General features: G+C 70.4%; 10 protein-coding genes. 4 read left to right on the top strand and 6 right to left on the bottom strand.

The features are described from left to right. Positions 1-151: 151 nt before the first annotated feature. Complete coding sequence (locus J2S75_RS20785; protein WP_279613811.1) at positions 152-463, bottom strand: antibiotic biosynthesis monooxygenase family protein; 312 nt, start codon at positions 461-463, stop codon at positions 152-154. 425 nt (positions 464-888) lie between these two features. After that, positions 889-1755: a phytanoyl-CoA dioxygenase family protein gene (locus tag J2S75_RS20780; protein ID WP_307022884.1), complete on the bottom strand. Its 867-nt coding sequence runs from the start codon at positions 1753-1755 to the stop codon at positions 889-891. 164 nt (positions 1756-1919) lie between these two features. Between J2S75_RS20780 and J2S75_RS20775 the strand changes: the two genes are divergently transcribed. From J2S75_RS20775 to J2S75_RS20760, 4 genes are read left to right on the top strand one after another with little or no spacing between them, the layout of a single operon-like run. Then, a complete protein-coding gene (locus tag J2S75_RS20775) occupies positions 1920-2798 on the top strand; it encodes a thioesterase II family protein (RefSeq protein ID WP_307022882.1) in 879 nt (292 codons plus the stop codon). A gap of 9 nt (positions 2799-2807) precedes the next feature. After that, positions 2808-5585, top strand: a complete 2778-nt coding sequence (locus J2S75_RS20770; RefSeq protein WP_307022881.1) for an ATP-binding cassette domain-containing protein — start codon at positions 2808-2810, stop codon at positions 5583-5585. Further along, entirely contained in the window at positions 5582-7726 is a 2145-nt protein-coding gene (locus J2S75_RS20765) for an AMP-binding protein (protein WP_307022879.1), read from the top strand. The genes J2S75_RS20770 and J2S75_RS20765 overlap by 4 nt, the downstream gene beginning before the upstream one ends. After that, positions 7713-16658 (top strand): type I polyketide synthase, encoded by an 8946-nt coding sequence (locus J2S75_RS20760; RefSeq protein ID WP_307022877.1) that lies wholly within the window; start codon positions 7713-7715, stop codon positions 16656-16658. The genes J2S75_RS20765 and J2S75_RS20760 overlap by 14 nt, the downstream gene beginning before the upstream one ends. A gap of 12 nt (positions 16659-16670) precedes the next feature. On the opposite strand, the gene J2S75_RS20755 is transcribed toward J2S75_RS20760, so the two are convergent. The 4 genes from J2S75_RS20755 to J2S75_RS20740 form a co-directional block, all read right to left on the bottom strand. Beyond that, the gene (locus J2S75_RS20755) at positions 16671-17195 is read right to left on the bottom strand and encodes a DoxX family protein (RefSeq protein ID WP_307022876.1); all 525 of its coding nucleotides are present in this window, start codon (positions 17193-17195) and stop codon (positions 16671-16673) included. After that, the gene (locus J2S75_RS20750) at positions 17192-17962 is read right to left on the bottom strand and encodes an HvfC/BufC N-terminal domain-containing protein (RefSeq protein WP_307022874.1); all 771 of its coding nucleotides are present in this window, start codon (positions 17960-17962) and stop codon (positions 17192-17194) included. Before J2S75_RS20750 ends, J2S75_RS20755 begins: the two co-directional genes overlap by 4 nt. A 3-nt stretch (positions 17963-17965) precedes the next feature. Next, positions 17966-18841, bottom strand: a complete 876-nt coding sequence (gene bufB, locus J2S75_RS20745; protein ID WP_307022872.1) for an MNIO family bufferin maturase — start codon at positions 18839-18841, stop codon at positions 17966-17968. An 81-nt stretch (positions 18842-18922) separates the two neighbouring features. Then, a complete protein-coding gene (locus J2S75_RS20740; RefSeq protein WP_244450065.1) occupies positions 18923-19210 on the bottom strand; it encodes a BufA1 family periplasmic bufferin-type metallophore in 288 nt (95 codons plus the stop codon). Positions 19211-19311 lie beyond the last annotated feature (101 nt).

Here is a 19311-nt window from a genome sequence, read left to right as displayed (position 1 = left end):
CTTTCCGTGCCGCCTAATGGCTGACGGGTCAGAGCCGGGCCGCCCACGCCTTGTCTGTACGCAAGGTCTCAGAGAACGGCAACCTAAAGTAGAAATTGGCCCTGAGGGCCGAAAGAAAACCGGCGGCAGTCGTAACTGCCGCCGGACGTCTTCAGAGGCTTTCGATGTAGAAACCTTCGCCCTTGATCTCGCCGTCGCAAAGCTTCTGGAGCTTCTCGACGATGCCGCCACCGTCCTTGGCGCGCGGGTTGGAAGACATCTTGTCGAAAGCAGCTTCGCTTTCCCACACAGTGCAGATGCCATACATGGACGGATCCTTCTTGGACTTCATGAGTCCAAAGCCGACCAGCCCTTCAATGACATCGCCCGGCTTCTTGCCGTCGTTGGGGAGCATTTCCTTTTCGAGAAGCGCGCGTGCATCCTGCTCGCTACCCGCCTTAACGTGACAACGAGAGATCGTCATAAACATACTTGCCACAGGACTTCTCCAGCCAGAGTTGCGGATGATGGCTTAGCGCGGGTCGCTCGTCTGGGCAACTGTCTATTTTTGACCCGTTTTCAGTATTCTCTCGCAAGCCGTGCAATAAGGTTCTAGCAATTCACGCGCGTTTCACATGGCTGCGTTAGCATGATCGGCTCCATAGACTTCGGGTTCGTCCGTCTCTGCACGTCAACCCCCGCGTGCAGCGGGGAGGGCGTGATATACGCCCACGCCGGCCGGCGGGGTGTGGCGAGGGCGGCAACGGGCGCGTGTCGGATGCCATTGCTGATGGGTTGCTGCTGATGCCTTCCCTAAAGGAAAGGCTGCCCCCCTGCCTTCGGCGCACCCGCTCGGGCACGCCGGGTGCGGGGGCGCGTGCCCTTTCCGGCCGCGCCGCCCGCCACGTCTCAGGCAAGGGGCGTGAGCACCGGGAAGAGTTTGCCGCGGATCGGCGCGCCGACCGCGAGATCGACCTCGAAGCCTTCCGCCACCAGGCGATCGACCACGGTGCGGCCATGCGGGGCCAGCACGGCGGTCTCGTCCACCCAGCGCGTCACCATGCGCCGCGTGTCATGGTCCAGCGTATTGCCGGGCGAGCCGTGCAGGGTGCGGGCGTGGAAGACGAGGCAATCGCCCGGCTCCATGTCCCAGCTCAGAATGTCGTAGTCCTCGCGATGGGCCTGGATGTCCGGCACGCGCGAGAAGGTGTCTCGCGCGGCGATGTCGAATTCGCCGTGGTAGCGGGCGTAGAATTCCTCCACCGCCGGCAGTGCCGCCTCTTCGCTTTCGAAGAAGTTCGCCGGCATGAACAGCTTGTTCCAGCGATGCGAGCCCCGCACGAATTCCAGCGCCGCGGCGCGCGGAATGGGATCGAGCGCCACCCAGATCGAGCAGAACGGGCCGAGCACCACATTGTCGTGATGCCAGGGCGTGCGCGCCTGGGTGCCGGGGCTCTTGTAGAACCAGGTGTCCTGCAGCAGCCGCACGGAGGGGGTGCGCAGGCAGCGCGCGGCGATGGCGGCGGAGGGCGATTCGAGCGCAAAGGTTTCGAGCTCGGAAATGTGCCGGCGCGACCAGATGTCGGAGTAGAAGGCGCCCTTGTCATTGGGCGAGAAACTCTGGAACAGCGCGCCGGGGCTCTCGAGGTTACGGCGGATGCCTTCGGCGGCGAGATCGACCCATTCCGGGCCGAAAGCGCCCCTGAGGCAGATGGCGCCATCGCGGTCGAGGGTCTCGATCATCGCCTCGTCGATGGGAGAGGTGTCGTTCGGCATGGATCCTCCTGGATTCGGCTGCGGCGCACGGGCTGGCCCCGGACGCTGTCGCTCCGACCGGCGACGGCGCCGCGCGAGACGCGTTCGGCGAAGGGATGGTCCCCCCACACCGCGCCATCACGGTGTGGCACATCGGTGGGCGCTGTCCATTGGCGAATTTTGTCATGATCTCGCGGCGATCCGAGGCCCGCATCAACGTGCCGGAGCCGCCCCCGGCAGCGCCGCCGATCCTGCTGCGCTGGGTGCGCCGCCCGGCGGGTGCGCCGGTGCTCATCTGCCTGCCGCATGCCGGCGGCAGCGTGCTGTCCTGCCTCGGGCTCGCCGCCGCCCTGCCGCTGCACATTGCCGTCGCCACGGTCGCGCTGCCGGGCCATGACGCCCCGGTTCCCGGCATGTCGGCGGATGAGGCTCCGCCGCTCGCCGATGTCCGGCTTCTTGGCCGGGCGCTGGCGTCCGCGATCGCCGACGATCTCGGTGCCTCGCCGGGGCCGGACGGGCCTTGTGTGACGCTGCTCGGCAACAGCTTCGGCGCGCTGCTCGCCTTCGAGACGGCGCGGTCGCTGGAGCGGGACGACCCTGCCCGGGCGGGTGGGCTGCATCTTGTCGTCTCCGGCTTCCGCTCGCCGAGCCGGCCGCCGCAGGAGGCGCCGCTGCACCGCCTGCCGCGCGCGCAATTGCTGGCGGAACTGCGCGAGTGCTTCGGCGCCGCCGGTCCCGACCTCAGCGACCTTCTCGGGCCGCGCGAGGAAGCGGCGCTGCGCGCCGATCTCGCTGCCTGCGAAACCTATCGGCTCATCGATCCCACGCCGCTGCGCTGCGCGCTTTCCGTCATCCGCCTCACTGCCGACCCCTCCGTTTCCGCCGAGGAGAGCGCGGCATGGCGCGAGGTGGGCAACGGCCCGGTCGGATTCCACATGCTTTCGGCCGGCCATTTTCCCTGGAGTGGCGCGACGGTCGCCTTCGCCGCCCTGGTCGGCGATCTCATTGCGCGTCGGCAAGCCTCCGCCGGGCGTCCCCCGTTCCCGCCTGTCCGCGAATCATAAAGAGCCGCCATGTCCAATCGGCATTTCGACTGGTTCAAGAAGCACGAAACCGAGGATGAGGTGCAGCACAAGCTGCAGCGCCTTTATGCGCTGGCCTGCGAGCGGCTGGCGATCAAGCCGGACAAGGGCTTCATCGCCGCCGCCATGGCCGCCAATCCGGATGAGGCGCGTCGCGATCCGGTGCGGCGCGTCGCGCATCATCTGTTCACCTACAAGCTGGCGATGCCGAGCGGCGCCTGGGGGCTGCTCGGGCTTGGTCTCTTGCATTCGGTGTTGCTGGAAGTGGGCCGCGAGGACGGCAAGAAGCCCGCGCCCGTGCGCATCGCGCGCACCGACGCGCATGACCTCAACGGGCTGGCGGGCCGCCTGCTCATGCCGGAGGTGGACCAGAAGGATGTGCGGCGGGCGGCGGCGTTCGTCGAATATCTCCTGAAGGCCAAGGGACCGCGCGGCTTCCTGAAATTCGGGCGCAAGATGGGCGCCAATGGCAATGTGGACGCCGCCTGCGAGGCGGTGGCCGGCGTGTCCACCGGGGCGCTCGAACTGAAATGGCAGGACGAGATCCGCGCCGGCACCCCCGAGAGAGGGCCGACCCATCTCGTGATCTGGGTGGCGAAGGCGGCGGCGCGGCACAAGATGCTGCTGTTCTGGTTTCTCGTCGCGAATGCGGTGCAGATTCTCTACGCCGTCTATGTCCCGCTTTGGCTGCAGACGCTGTTCGACGAGGGCATAAAGCCCAGCAATGTCGAGGTGATCCGCACCTATATCGGGTATCTCATCTGGGGTTTCCTCGCCGCCTCCTTCTTCGGCGTCATTCTGGACTATTCCGTCGCCAAGCTCGGGCCGCGCATCCTCAATGATCTGCGCGCGCGCATGTTCTCCAAGATCAACCGGATGGACGCGCGCGAACTCGCCAGTTCCGACACCGACGCCATCATCGCGGATTTCTCCAATGACCTCACCGTGGTGGAGAAGGCGGTCATCTGGGCGGTGCCCGGCCTGTTCTCCAAGGGGTTGATGCTGATCGGCTCGGTGGCGGTGGCGTTCACGCTCGACACCCAGCTCGCCATCGCCACGCTGGTGTCGCTGATGATCGCCTTCTGGCTGCCGCGAGGCTTCAGCAAACGCGCGGTGCGCTACAATTACGAACGCGGGGCGGAGGACGCCAAGGTTGCCCATGTGGTGAAGGAAACGCTGCTCATGCAGCGGGTGATCCGCATTTTCGGCCTGCACGATTTGCAGTCGAAGCTGTTCACCACCCAGCTCGCCCGTCTGTTCAAGGCGAGCTACCATCAGTATTTCTCCTCCGGTCTCGTTGGCCGCATGACCAGCTTCGGCGTCAGCGCGGCGCAGCTGCTTGTCATTGGGCTCGGCGCTCTGCAATCGGTGCATGGCGACGTGTCCTCGGGCACGATCGTTGCCTTCATCACCCTGCTGCTCACCATTGGCGGCGCCGCCGGCTTCATCGGCGCCCAGCTGCCGCTGCTCATCCAGGGCGTCGGCGGGCTGGAGCGGGTGCAGGCCCTGCTCGGCAAGCCGGACGCGGCCCCCGACCCGGAGCGGCCGGAGAATATTGGCGGCAAGGTGCACTCGCTGACCTTCGATGAGGTGAGTTTCAGCTATGACGGCACCGCCACGACGCTCGACAAGGTGTCGCTTTCCATCGACTGTCCGCGGCGGGTGATGGTGGTGGGTCCGTCCGGCTCCGGCAAATCGACCATTCTGCGGCTGATCGAGAACCAGTTTTCGCCCCGCAGCGGCCATGTCCGGGTGAACGGGGTGGATATCCGGATGCTGGGGGAGGCGCAGCTGCGCTCCCTCATTTCGCTGGTGCCGCAGGAGACCATCCTGTTTCAGGGCTCGGTGCGCGAGAATATCCGCATGGGCAAGCTGGGTGCCAGCGATGCCGAGGTGGAGGCGGCGGCCAAGGCTGCCGACATTCACCCGATCATCATGGCGCTGCCCGATGGCTACGACACCGATGTCGGCGAGGGCGGCAGCAAGCTCTCGGGCGGGCAGCGCCAGCGCATCGCCATCGCCCGCGCCATTCTTCACGATCCGCAGATCATGCTGCTGGACGAAGCCACCTCGGCGCTCGACCCGGCGAGCCGCGTCGCGGTGGAAGAGACGCTGCGCAAGGTCACGAAGGGACGCACCGTGGTCGCCGTCACCCATGACCTCACCCAGTGCGAGCATGCCGACCTCGTCTATGTCGTCAAAGCCGGCCGGGTGGTGGAAAGCGGTACCCATGCCGCGCTGCTGGAAGCCGAGGGCGTCTATGCCGATCTGTGGGAGCGCAGTGTCATCGCCGGTGCGGAAGGCGTCGTGCCGCGCGAGCAGCTTCTGGAACGGCTGCGCAAGCGCCCGCTGCTGCAGGGACTGGCGCCGGGCTTCCTTGAAAACCTGCTCGCCCGCATGAGCGTCGAGACGGTGGGGCCGGACACCGTGCTGATCGAGGACGGCCGGCCGGCCGATCGGCTGATCTTCATCACACAGGGCGAAGCCCAGCAGAGCGTGCGCCTTCCGGACGGCACCTTCATGTCGGTGGAGGTACTGGAAGCCGGCGACGCGCTGGGCGAGAATACGGTGCTGGAACATGCGGAGGAGTTCACCCGTGTGGTGACGCGCAAGCCCTGCCATTTGCTGACCATCGACCGGGCGACGCTGCGCGCGCTGCTCGCGGCGCATCCCGACGTCGAGCAGAAGATCGTCTCCACCTTCGCCCCGCGCTATGAGGCGATGATGAAGCACTATGCCTGGCTGAAGCTGCAGGTGCCCTCTCAATGAGCCCCGTTCTCCCGACCGGCACCGTCGCCACCCGCCTCGCCGCGCTGGCGGAGAGCCCGGACGCACGCTGGTCCATCACCTTCCTCGACAGTTCCGGCGCGGTGGCCGAGCGCTGCGGCGCGGCCGAACTGGCGGCCCGCGCCGCCCGTGTCGCCGGTTTCCTCGAACGGGCGAGCACGCCCGGCGCACCGGTGCTGCTGGTGTTCCAGCCCTGCGTCGACTTTCTCGTCGCGTTTCTCGCCTGCCAGTGGTCGGGGCGCCTCGCCGTGCCGATCAACCCGCCGCGCCGGCACCGGCTGATCCAGCGGCTGCAGGCGGTGGCCGTCGACAGTGGCGCCGCTCTCGCCCTGACCGGCGGCGGCGTCGCCGAACAATCGACCCTCTGGCAGGCCGACAGCGCGGAGCTGGCCGCCCTGCGCTGGCAGGATGTCGGCGATCTCGACGCGCAGGACATCGCACCCGCGCCCCTGCGAGAGGTCGATCCTTCGGCCACCTGCTTCATCCAGTACACATCGGGTTCCACCGCCCTGCCCAAGGGCGTGGAGGTGAGCCATGCCAATCTCATGGCCGACATGGCGCGGATGGAAGCAGCCTGGGGTCTCTCGCCCGCGAGCACGATGGTGACCTGGCTGCCGGCCTTTCACGATCTCGGGCTGATCTTCGGCCTGCTGCAGACGCTGTACTCCGGCTGCCCGGTCGTGCAGATGGCACCGAACAGCTTCCTGCAGCGCCCGCTGCTGTGGCTGGAGGCGATCAGCCGCTTCGGCGGCACCCACACGGCGGCCCCGAGCTTCGCCTATGATCTGTGTGCCCGCCGCATCCCGGCCGAGGCGCGGGCAGGCCTCGACCTCTCCTCCCTCGTCATGGCGATGAACGCCGCCGAGCCGATCGACCCGCAGGTGATGGAGGATTTCATCGCCGCTTTCGCCCCGCACGGTTTTCGCCGCGAGACCTTCGCCCCGGCCTATGGGCTGGCGGAATCGACGCTGGCCGTCACCGCCAGCCCCACGGGCGCGGCGCCTCGGCTGTTCTCGCTCGATGCCGCGGCGCTGGAACAGGGCCGCATCGTCGAGGCTGGCGCATCGGCCCGCACGACCCTCATCCCGGGCTGCGGCGCGCCGCTGGAAGATGTGCGCGTCGCCATCGTCGATCCCGAGACAAAGCGCCGCCAGCCGGCCGACCGCGTCGGTGAAATCTGGCTCGGCGGGCCGACCATCGCGCGCGGCTATTGGCGCCGGCCGGAGGAAAGCGCCGCCACCTTCGGCGTGCGCATCGAGGGCGAGGACGACCCGACGGGCTATCTGCGCACCGGCGATCTCGGGGCGATGATCGGCGACGAACTCTGCGTCACCGGCCGCATCAAGGACCTCATCATTCTCTCCGGCTCGAACCACTACCCGCAGGATATTGAGCGCGTGGCGCAGGCGGCGCATCCGGCGCTGCGCGCGGGCGGCGGCGCAGCGTTCGGCCTCATCGGCGAGGCCGGTGGCGAACAGGTGGTGCTGGTGCAGGAGCTGGAGCGCACGCAGCGGCGCACTGATCCCGCGCCGCTGTTCAGCGCCATCAGCGCTTCGGTGTGGCAGATGCTGGAACTCCAGCTCTCGCGCATCGTGCTGGTCGAGCCCGGTGCGGTGCTGCGCACCTCCAGCGGCAAGATCCAGCGGGCCGCCAACCGGCAGGCCTGGCGGGCAGGCGAACTGCCCGTTATCGCGGAGTGGCGCAGCGCGCGGCAGGAGAGGCTGGATGCCGCATCGGACACGGCGCGCGCGGCGGCGCACGCGCCGGCGACGCCCCTTGCCGTGCCGGCGCTGGAGCGCTGGATTCGCGACTGGCTGGCAGGCCGGCTCGGCCTTCCGGTCTCGGCCGTCGCGGTGGATCGCGGGCTTGGCGAACTCGGCTTCACCTCGATCGACGCGGTGGATCTCGCTGGCGCCCTCGGCACCCATCTCGGCCGTGCCCTGCCGCAAACGCTGGCCTTCGACCATCCAACCGTCAACGCGCTCGTGGCGTATCTGACGGGACAACCCCAGGTAATGCCGGCGCAAGCCTCGCCGTCGATACCGGCTCCGCCGCCCGGCGCGGGCGGCGACCTCGAAGAACTTCTGTCGATGATTGAGGGAGGCGGCCGTGGCGAGCAGTGAGGAGCGGCGCGCGGGCCTGCTCGCCCGGCTGAGCCGGCTGCACCCCGAACAGGTCACCGATCTGATGCTGGCGCTGGAAGGGCGCATCGACGCGCTGCGGGCCGAGACCGCCCGCGCCCGTGCGCCCGTGGCTATCATCGGCCTCGCCGCCCGCTTCGCCGATGTCGACTCGGCGCTGGCTTATGGCCGTCTGCTGTTCGAGGGCCGCGACGCTGTGCGCCCCGCTCCCGCCGACCGGCCGGAGCGCGACGGCCTGCCGCCCGGCGGCTATGTCGAGGGGGTGGAGACCTTCGACCCCGGTTTCTTCGGCCTGCGCCCGCTCGAAGCCGACGCCATGGACCCGCAGCACCGCCTCGCGCTGATGCTGGCCTGGCAGGCGCTGGAAGACGCCGGCTATGCGGATGCGGCGCGGCGTTCCCGCGCCACCGGCGTGTTTCTCGGCCTCGGCGCCAATGAGTACGAGTCCCGCTTTCAGGCAACCGGTTCGCTCTCCCCCGCCGCCATTCTCGGCAATGCCGGCTCCATCGCCGCCGGCCGCATCGCCCACTGGCTCGATGTCACCGGCCCGGCGCTGGTGCTCGACACCGCCTGTTCTTCCTCGCTGGTCGCCGTGCACGCCGCCTGCCGTGCGCTGCGCAGCGCCGAATGCGACCTCGCTTTGGCGGGCGGGGTGAATCTCACGCTCGACGCCGATGTGACCGCCGCCCTCGCCGCCGCCGGCATGCTCGGCCCCCGCCATGCCTGCCGCACCTTCGACGCCGCCGCCGATGGCTATGTGCGCGGCGAGGGCGGCGGGCTGGTGGTGCTGAAGCGCCTCGCCGATGCGCTGCGCGACGGCGATGCCATCCGTGCGGTTATTCGCGGCTCCGCGCTCAATCATGACGGCCATTCCAGCGCGCTCACCGCGCCCAATGGAGCGGCGCAGCGGGCGGTGATTGCGAGCGCGCTCGCCGATGCCGGCCTGTCAGCGGCCGATGTGCAGGCGGTGGAATGTCATGGCACCGGCACGCCGCTGGGCGATCCCATCGAAGTGCAGGCGCTCGCCGCCGCCTATGGCCTTTTGCGCACCGAGCCGCTGCTGCTGGGCTCGGTAAAGACCAATATCGGCCATCTGGAAGCCGCCGCCGGCATTGCCGGGCTGATCAAGATGGTGCTGGCGCTGGAAGCCGGCCGGCTGCCGGCGACGCTGCACCAGACCCAGCCCAATCCGCGCATCGCCTGGGACGAACTTCCCGTTCGCGTCGTCGCCGAAGCGATGCAATGGCCCGCCGGCGCGCCGCGCCGCGCCGGGGTGAGCAGCTTCGGCTTTTCCGGCACCAACGCCCATCTCATTCTGGAAGAAGCCCCGCCCGCGCCGGAGGTGCCGGTCGCCCCGCCGCTGCCTGCCGTCCTCGCCTTTTCCGCCCCCGATGCCGAGGCCCTGCGCCGCGTGGCGGCGGGGCTTGCCGATCATCTCGCCGCCGACCCGCAGATTCCGCTCGCCGGCATCGCTGCGGCGCTGAACCGGGGGCGCGGACGCTTCGCCCATCGCGCCGCCTGTCTCGCCCGCAGTCCTGAGGAAGCGCTGGCGGGCCTGCGCGCCATTGCCGCCGGCGAGGCGCCGCAGGTCGGCGCCGTCGGGCAGGCTCTGCCGGATATCCCGAAGGTTGCCTTCCTGTTTTCCGGGCAGGGCAGCCAGTGGCCGGGCATGGCGGCGGATCTCTACGCCGCCGACCCGGCCTTTCGCGCGCGGATCGACGCGGCTGGGCTGCAGATGGGGCGCGACCTCGCCGCGCGGATGTTCGACAGGGAAGGCCCGCCGCTGACCGACACCGCCGAGGTGCAGCCGGTTCTGTTCGCGCTGGAAATGGCGCTGGCCGAACGGCTCGCCGCCTGCGGCATCACGCCGGACCTCGTCGCCGGCCACAGTCTCGGCGAATGGTCGGCCGCCTGCCTCGCCGGCGTGGTGCCTTTCGAGGCGGCGCTCGACATTGTGGCCGCGCGCGGTGCGTTGATGGGGGCATTGCCGCCGGGCGGCGAGATGGTGGCGGTGTTCGCGCCGCTGGAACAGCTCGAAGCGGCGCTGCACGCTGTCGAGGGGCGCCTCGATATCGCGGCGCTGAACGCGCCGGAGGAAGTCGTGCTGTCCGGGCCGGGCGAGGCGATCGCGCAAGTGCTCGCCGCGCTGGATGCGGAAGGCATCCGCAGCCAGCGCATCGTCACCAGCCACGCTTTTCATTCGCACCTGATGGACGCCGCCGTCGAGCCCTTCGAGCAGCGGGTGCGCGCGGCGATGCTCGCCGCGCCGCGCCTGCCGGTCGTCTCCAACGTCAGCGGCGATCTTTCGGTCGATCTGTGCGATCCGGCCTATTGGGGCCGGCAGATCCGCCAGCCCGTGCGCTTCGGCGCCGGGCTCGACACCCTGGCGCGCGAGGGCGTGAATGTCGTGGTGGAGATCGGCCCGGCCGCGACGCTGGTTGGCTTCGCCCAGCGCGCCGCGGGTTTTGAGGGCCGCGACACCCGCTTCATCCCCACCATGCGCCGCAACCGGGCGGCGGGCGAAACGCTGGCGCTGGCGCTGTGCCGCCTGTTCGTCGCCGGCCTCGACGTGACATGGCCGGCGAGCGGCGCCGTCCCGGCGCGCCTGCCACCCTATCCCTTCGCGCGCGACCGCCACTGGGTCGAGGCACCGCGCCGGCACGCGGCTGCGCTCCTTCCGCCGGTCTCCGCGATGCCTGCTGCGGTTCCCGTGCCCGCCGCACCGGCCTTGAACCGCGAGGACATCCGCGCCGCCCTCGCCACCAGCCTGCGGCGCAGCCTGCAGCTGAGCGAAGCGGCACTGGCGGGCGATGCCGGCTTCTTCACCCTTGGGGTGGATTCCCTTGCCCTCGCCGAGGCGCTTTCCACGCTTGAGCGGCGGTGGAAAGTCGCGATTCCCCGGCGCGAATTGTTCACAACCCTCACCACGCCGCGGGCGCTGCTGGAGCGGGTGCTGCGCGAGGTGGAGGCGAAAGCCCCCGACCCCGCCGCCGCAGCTGCCGCCATCGCCCCGCTTTCCGCCATTCCGACCATGGCCGCCCTCTCGGCGGCGACGGAGGCTCGCGTGTCCAGCCCCACTCTCCCGCCTGCCAGCCCCCCGCCTGCCACACCGACCGAGGCGCTGAGCCCGGAGGCGGCGGGTTTCATCGCCGATTTCGCCGCCCGCTACGGCGCGAGCCACGGCGCCTCCCGCCACCAGCGCGAAGCCTTCGGGCCGGTGCTGGCCGACAGCCGGGCGGTGGCGGGATTCCGGCCGGAGACCAAATCGCTGCTCTACCCGATCATTGGCGTGAAGGGGCAGGGCAGTCATGTCGTCGATGCCGACGGCAATGATTATGTCGACCTCACCATGGGTTTCGGCGTCCAACTGCTCGGCCACAGCCCGCCCATGGTGGTGGAGGCCATCCAGCGCCAGATCGCCGAGCAGGGGCTGTTTCTCGGCCCGCAGGCGGAAAAGGCCGGCGAGGCCGCCGCGCTGATCGCGAAGCTCACCGGCAATGAGCGGTCGGTGTTCTGCAACACCGGCACGGAAGCGGTGATGACCGCGCTGCGCCTTGCCCGCCATGCTACCGGCCGTTCGCTGGTGGCGATGTTCGCCGGCTCCTATCACGGCCATTTCGACGGCACGCTGGCCCGTTCCGGCAGCGATGGCGCCAGCCTGCCGCTCGCCAGCGGCACCCCGCCGGGCATGCTGGCGGATGTGGTGGTGCTGGACTATGCCGACCCCGAAGGCAGCCAGATGGCGCTGGAAGCGCTGGGCGACCGGCTGGCGGCGGTTATTGTCGAGCCGGTGCAGAGCCGCCGCCCGGGCCTGCAGCCGCGCGATTTCCTGCACTGGCTGCGCGGCTTCACCGCCCGCGCCGGTGCGGCGCTGATCTTCGACGAAGTGCTGCTCGGCTTCCGCGTCGCCGCCGGCGGGGCGCAGGCCTGGGCGGGGGTGCGGGCCGATCTCGTCACCTATGGCAAGATCGTCGGCGGCGGCCTGCCCATCGGCGTCGTCTCCGGCCGCAGTGCCTTTCTCGACGGCATCGACGGCGGCGTCTGGCCGCTGGACGGCGCCGGCGGCCCCAAGGCCGAGCGCACCTTCTTTGCCGGCACTTTCAACAAGAACCCGCTCGCCATGGCGGCGGCCACGGCGATGCTCGGCCATCTCGACGCGTCCGGCCCGGCGCTGCAGGAGCGGCTGAACGCCCGCACGCAGGCGCTGTGCGCCACGCTGAACGCCGCGCTGGAGGAAGACGGCAGCCCGCTGCGCGTGGAGCACTTCTCCTCCGTGCTGCGTTTCACCGGCGCCAGCGACCTGTTCTATAGCCAGCTCATTTCGCGCGGCGTCTATGTCTGGGAGGGGCGCACCTGCTTCCTTTCCACCGCCCATAGCGAGGACGACCTCGCCCACGTCGCCCGCGCGGTGCGGGAGAGTGCCCGCGCCCTCGCCACTGCCGGCCTCATGGGCGGCGCGGCGCTGCCGCCGCCTTCGGCGGTGCCCCGCCGCTTCGCCACCGCGCCGGGCCAGCAGGCGCTGTGGACGCTCGCCGCCTTCAGCCCGGAAAGTGCGGCGGCCTATAACCAGTCGCTGGTGCTGCGCCTACCCGGCGCGCTCGACGTGGCGGCGCTGAGCGCGGCGCTGGCCGATCTTGTCGCCCGCCATGACAGCCTGCGCATGCGCTTCGAGAACGATGGCGCCATGGCGGTCATCGAGCCGGAGGCCCGCGTGGCGCTGGAACAGGCCGCGTTCGCCGACGCGGCGGAGCTGGACTGCTTCGTGCGGGAGATGGCTGCGCGGCCCTTCGACCTGTCGCGCGCCGGCATGCTGCGCGTGGCGCTGCTGAGCGGCGGCACGCAGACAGCGCTGGTGCTGGTCCAGCCGCATATCGTTACCGATGGCTGGTCTCTGCAGGTGCTGGCCAACGAACTCGGCCAGCTCTACACCGCCCGCCTTGCCGGCACCGAGCCCGCGCTGCCGGCCCCGGCCGCCTATGAGCGCTTCGCCGGCTTCGCCCGCGACGCCGCAGCCGATGCGGAAGCCGCGGCGCATTGGCAAAGCGTGTTCGCCCAGCCGCCGGCGGCGCTGGCGCTCCCCACAGACCGGCCGCGCCCGCCGCTCCAAACCTATGAAGGCGGCACGGTGCGTGCGCTGCTGCCGCCCGCCTTCGCCGCCGAACTCGCCGCGCGGGCGCGGGCGCTCGACTGCTCGCTGTTCACCCTGTGCCTCGCCGCCTATGGACAGTTGCTGGCGGAGCTCTCCGGCGCGGACGATCTCGTCGTGGCGATCTTCGCCGCGGGCCAGCCGCTGGTGGGCGAGCCGGGCCTGACCGGCTATTGCATCTCCACCGTGCCGGTGCGCCTTGAGGGGCTCAAGGGCGATGCGCTCGCCGCTACCCGTGCCGCCATGGCGCAGGCCATGGCCTATCCCGCCTATCCGCTCTCCGCCATCGTCAAGGCCAGTGGCGTGCGGCGCGACCCGTCCCGCCCGCCGCTGGCGAGCGTGTCCTTCAATCTCGACAGAGTGGAGCCGCTTGCCCCCTTCGGCGGCCTGGCCCCGACACCGCGCGCTAACGCCCATGGCCGCGTGCGCTGGGACCTCAACTGGAACCTCGAATCCAGCGAGGAAGGCCTCGCGATCGAAGCCAATTTCAACACCGACCTGTTCGACGCCGCCCGCGTCGAAGCCTGGGTCGCCCGCTACCGTACCTTGCTGGAGGCGGTCGGCACGGCGCCGGCCGAGCCGGAGGCGCCGGTGGTCCCGGCGCCGCCCGAATCCGCGCCCTTGCCCACCAGCCTCGCCGATCATGTCGCGCATTGGGCCGCCACGACGCCTGACGCGCCTGCGGTGGTCGACCGCGACGGCACGCTGAGCTGGGCGGAGCTTGCACGGTCCAGCGGCGATCTCGCCGCCCGTCTGGCGGCACAGGGCGTCGAGCGTGGCGACCGGGTCGCCTTCTGCCTCGCGCGCGGCGCTGGCCCGCTGGTGGCGATGGCGGCGGCGAGCCATCTCGGCGCGGCCTTCGTCCCGCTCGATCCCGACTATCCCGCCACCTACCGCGCCACGCTGCTGGCGGCGTGCGGCGCGCGGGTGGTGGTGGCCGATGCCGCGACCGCCGGCGAACCCGTCGCCGTGCCGGTGCTGGGCTGGAACCGCGACCCGCAGCCGGGTGAGACCCCGCCGCATGCGGAACGCGCTGCCGACGATCTCGCCTATGTCCTGTTCACGTCCGGCTCCACCGGCCGGCCAAAGGGCGTGCGCGTGTCCTGCGGCGGGCTCGATGCCTATGCGCGGGCGCTGCTGCGCCGGCTGGACCTTTCCGGCCCGCAGGTCTTCGCCATCGCCACCTCCTTCGCTGCCGATCTCGGCTATACCAGCGTGATCGGCGCCGTGGCCTCCGGCGGCACGCTCAACGTGCTGGACGCGGCGACCGCCCGCGACCCCGCCGCCTTCATCGACTGGATGACGCGGCACCCGGCGGATGTGCTCAAGATCGTCCCCACCCATCTCGCCGCACTCATGGCGCATCCGGAAGCCGCCGCGCTTCTACCCCGCCGGGCGCTGGTGTGCGGCGGCGATGTGCTGACCTTCGGCCTCGTCGAAAAACTGAGGGCGCTGCGGCCGGAGCTGCGCCTGTTCAACCATTACGGCCCGACCGAAACCACCATAGGCTGCACCATGGTGGAGGTCACGCCGACGCTGGCCGCCGGGGCGCAGGCGCCGGACCGCGTGCCCGTGGGCTATGCGCTCGACGGGGTGCAGATCGACATTGTCGACGCCGAGGGCGCGGTGCTGCCCGCCGGCGAGACCGGGGAAATCCGGGTGAGCGGGGCGGGTGTGGCACTTGGCTATGTCGGCGAAGCCGAGGCGGAGCCGATGCCGGCCGGCGAGGCCGCGACCGGTTTCATTCGCCTCGATGACGGCACGCGTGCCTATCTCACCGGCGATCTCGGCAGCCGTGACGCCGATGGGCTCACTCGCTTCCTCGGCCGCAAGGACGACATGGTGAAGGTGCGTGGTCACCGCGTCGATCCCAACGGCGTCGCGGCGCAGCTGCGCGCCTGCGCCGGCGTGCGCGACGCGGCGGTGCTGGCGCTGCGCGAGGACGACGGCACTGTGCGCCTCGTCGGCGCGGCGGTGGCGCCGGGGCAGGACGCGCCGCGTCTCGACGCCCAGCTCAAGGACAAGCTGCCAGAGGCGCAGCGCCTCTCGCGCCTCATTCTCGTCGAGGCGCTGCCGCTCACCGTCAATGGCAAGTTGGACCGTACGGCGCTGCGCGCGCTGTTCGCCGCGCCCATGGCCGGCGACGCCGCCATCGTTGCCGAGGCTTCCGGCACGGGCGATCCGCTCGCCACGGTCCTTGCGCTGTGGCGCGAACTTTTCGCCGCGCTCGGCACGGCGGCCAGCCTTGGCCCGGACGATGATTTCTTCGCTCTCGGCGGCGATTCCATCATGGCGATCCAGCTCGCCGGCAAGGCGCGGGCGGCGGGGTGGCTGCTCTCCCCGGCGCAGATTTTCACCGCGCCGACCCCGCGCGCCCTGGCGGCGCTGATGAAGCCGGCCGCTGCGGACACGGTGGAGGCCCGCGGGCCGGTCGCCGAGCCGGTGCCGCTGACCCCGATCCAGAACTGGTTCATGGGGCTCGCCATGCCCGACCGCCGGCACTGGGCGCTCACCGCCGTATTCGATCTGCCCCCCGGCACCGCGCCCGCAGCGGTGGAGGCGGCGCTGGCCGCTTCCGTTGCCCGTCATGACGGGCTGCGGATTCGGCTGCAGGAAGGGGCGCCGCCGCTGCAGCAGGTGGTGGATGCGCCGGGCCTGCCGGCTCTGCTGCGCGAGAAGGTGGCCGTCGGCCAGGATGTCTCCCCGCGCGAAGACCGCATGGCCGACCGTCTTGTGGCGACGATCGACCCGCTGGCCGGGCGCCCGCTCGCCGCCGGCATGATCGAGGCTGGCGCGGTTCTGCGCCTTGTCGTGGCGGTGCATCACCTCGTCTTCGACATGGTGTCCTGGGCGATCCTCGCCGACGATCTCGCCAGGGCGCTGTCCGATCCTCCGCAGCCGGTGCTGGCGCCGCCCACCGCCTGGTCGTGGTGGTGCCGCCACCAGGCCGGGGCCGGTGCCGCCTTCGAGGCCGACCGGCCCTATTGGCAATCGGTGGCGCTCGCGCCCACCGCCGTGCCGCTCGACCATCCCGCCGCGCCGGATGTGGAGGGCAGCGCCCGCACCCGCGATCTGCGGCTGGAGGCGGCGTTGTCGCAGCCGCTGCTCGCCGATCTTGCCGAGCGTTTCGGCCACCAGCCGCAGGAGAGTGCGCTCGCCCTCATCGCCCGCCCGCTCATCGCCTGGACCGGCGGTGCGCTGCAACTGGAGCTGGAAGGCCATGGCCGCGACACGGGCGATGGCGCCATCGACCTGTCGCGCACCATTGGCTGGTTCACCACCCGTTATCCCGTGGCACTGCCGGCGGAGACGGGCGACCTGCCGGCCTGGCTGCTGGCGGTGAAGGAACGCGCGCGCGCGGCCGCCGGCCGGGCCATGGGCTATGGCCTGCTGCGCGCCGCCACCCCGCCGCTCACCGGGTCGCGGCCGCAAGTGTCGTTTAACTTCCTCGGCGATATCAGCCGTTTCGGCCATGCCGGCCTGGCGCTTGTGCGGCTCGGCGCGGGGCGCGAGCGGGCGGCGCAAGCGGCCCGTCCGCACCGCCTCGCCTTCAATTGCTGGCAGGAAGGCGGTGCGCTCGTGCTGCGCTGCGAATTCGGCGCCGGCCATGACGCCGCGACCATCGAGCGCCTGCTCGACGCCGTGCGCGCCGAGGCCGAGGCCTGCCGGGTGGTGGCGGCCCAGTCCGCCCGGCGCTATTCGCCGAGCGACTTCGCCGGGCTCGCCCTGAGCCAGGACGATCTCGACACGCTGATCGCCTTCACCTGAGCGGCGGCCGGTTCAGGGCTGTGGTGCGGGAAAGAGCCGCCGCCACAGCCCGTCCAGCCCCAGCGGGCCGCCGCCGAACACCACCAGCGCGAAAGCCATGGCCGCCCAGGGCAGGTGAAAATTCGCCCAGCCCTCGGGAATGGTGAGCTGGATGATGGCCGTCATGGCCAGCAGGCCGAGCGCGGCAAAGCGGGTGGCGAGGCCGAACAGGAGTAGTAGCGGCAGCACGATCTCTCCCGTCCCGGCCGCCGCCGCCATCAGCGTGGGGAAGGGGTAGGGATAGGCGGCGCCGAAAAGGTGCAGCCGGAACTCCTCCTCGAACAGGAAATGCGCCCCGGCCGAGAGGGTGAGAAAGCCGTCCCATTTGGTGAGGCCCGACAGGAAGAACGGCACCGCCAGCGCGACGCGCAGCGCGAGCAGCGGCAGAGCCGGCGGGATCGCCGCCAGCAGCGCCTCCGCCCGGGCGATCGGGGTTAGGAACGAAAGAGGCCGACGCTGCTGCCGTCCGCGCGCAGCGTCCCGGATGTCGAACGTCATGGCACGTCTCCCTGTTGCATGTCGGAGAAGGCACTGAGTGTGAGAAGGCCGACGAGCGCGGTGCCGAAATCAAAGCCGGGGTCGACGGCAAGCGCCGCCTCCGCCGCCTCGCCCAGCGCGTGGCCGGCCAAGAGGCGCGCGGCGAAGGGCCCGTCGCCGGGCGGCAGGACATGCACGCTCACCGCCATGTCCGGCCGCACCACCAGCACCGTTTCCGCGTTCCAGCTTTCGACGGGAGTGACTGTGGCGCCCTGATGCGCCGCCCAGATCGCGCCGACGGGATGGGCGGAGTGCAGCAAGGTCGCGGAAGGGTGCGCACGCAGGGTGAGGCCCGCCATCTCTTCCGGCGCCAGGCCGGCGAGCCGCGCGAGCGCCAGCGGTGCCGCGTCGGCGGCGTGATAGGCCCGCGTCCACGCCGCCTCCAGCCGGGCGACATCGGCGAGATAGGGCAGGGTCGCGGCCGGCGCGAAGTCGGCTATGAAATCGGGGAAATCATCGCCATAGTGCATGAGCAAGGGCGAGGCGGGCTTGCATCCACCGACATAGGCGCGGGCCATGCCGGCGAAGAATTCCGCCCCCACCAGCCGCTCGGTAACAATGAAGCGCTGCGCCAGCGCCCGCGTCAGCCCGACATGGACATTGTTGCGATAGACGGCGAAGCGGGCGGCATCCGCCGTACCGCGCGCGCCGGTGAGGCCGGGCGGCACCAGGGCGCCGGGATGGAGAAGGGCCTGTGCGAAACCGTGTTGGCGGGTGGCGCTGTCCATGGCTCACCCCGTCCGCCGCAGCGGGGCGCGCCGCGCCGCCTCGGCCGCGATCCGTGCTTCCACCCGCATCGCCTCCGCGTGCAGGGTGGCGAAGTCGGGCACGTCATTGTCCCATTCGATCAGCGTCGGTACCGGGCCGGTGCGGGAGAGCGCATGGTCGTAGAGCGCCATCACATCGGTGCGGACCGGTGAGCCATGGGCGTCGATCAGCAGCCGGTCGCCGGCGCCGTCCGTCGTCTCGTCATAGCCGGCGAGGTGGATTTCACCCACGCGCCCGACCGGAAAGCGGTCGATGTAGAGATGCGGGTCCAGCCTGTGATTGACGCAGGACACCATCACATTGTTGACGTCGAGCAGCAGGCCGCAGCCGGTGCGGGAGGCGACCGCCTCCAGAAAATCAATCTCATCGATCGTGCTCTCGGCGAAGACGAGATAGGTGGAGGGATTCTCCAGCAGCAGCTGCCGCCCGATCGCCTGCTGCGTCTCCTCGACATGCGCGCTCACCCGCGCCAGCGTCTCCGGCGTGTAGGGCAGGGGCAGGAGGTCGTTGAGAAAGCCGGTGTCGTGCGTCGACCAGGCGAGATGCTCGGAAAAGCTGTGCGGCCGGTAACGGTCGATCAGCGCCCGCAGCCGGCGCAGATGCGCGGTGTCGAGCGGCCCCGCCCCGCCGATGGACAGGCCGACACCGTGCAGCGACAGCGGGTACAGGGCGGCCACCGCTTCGAGATAGGCGTGTGGCGGCCCGCCCGCGCCCATGTAGTTCTCGGCGTGGACTTCGAAGAAGCCGATATCGGGCCGGGTTTCCAGCACATCACGGTAATGCTCGGGCTTGAGGCCGAGCCCGGCACGGGCCGGCAGGCGGTCGGGAGTGAGAGGCATGGGACATCTCGCGTCAGACAAGGAGCTTGATCCGGCGGCCGGAAGGGGAGGAGGCCCGGTGACGGGCCTCCTTGAGCCGGCTCAGCTCTTGATCGGAGTCAGCGAGCCCATATGGCTGCCACCCTTCATGGTCACGCAGGTGCCCTTGGGCACCGCCTTCCAGGCATTGCCCTGATAGTCCATGGTCGAGGTGCCGGCGCAGCTGGTGCCGGGGCCGGCGGCGCAGTCATTCTGCCCCTTCAGGGCGATGCCGTAGCACTTCTCATTGCCGGCCATCTTTTCCGGCGCCAGCGGCGCGGCAAAGGCGGCGCCGGCAAGAGCCGCGGTGAGCGAGCCGGCAAGGGCGAGAGCGAGGGTCGAGCGGTTCATGGGTGATCTCCTGTGGCATGGCGCGGCCCAGCTCGGCCGTGCGATTGTCCATTCGACCGTCGCAGGGAAGGTGTTACGCTGCTGCCTGACACGAATTCGTG

The organism is Ancylobacter polymorphus (assembly GCF_030813495.1).
Taxonomy (GTDB): domain Bacteria; phylum Pseudomonadota; class Alphaproteobacteria; order Rhizobiales; family Xanthobacteraceae; genus Ancylobacter; species Ancylobacter polymorphus.
Note: the sequence above shows the minus strand (reverse complement) of the source record. Positions and strands in the feature narration are given on the sequence as shown.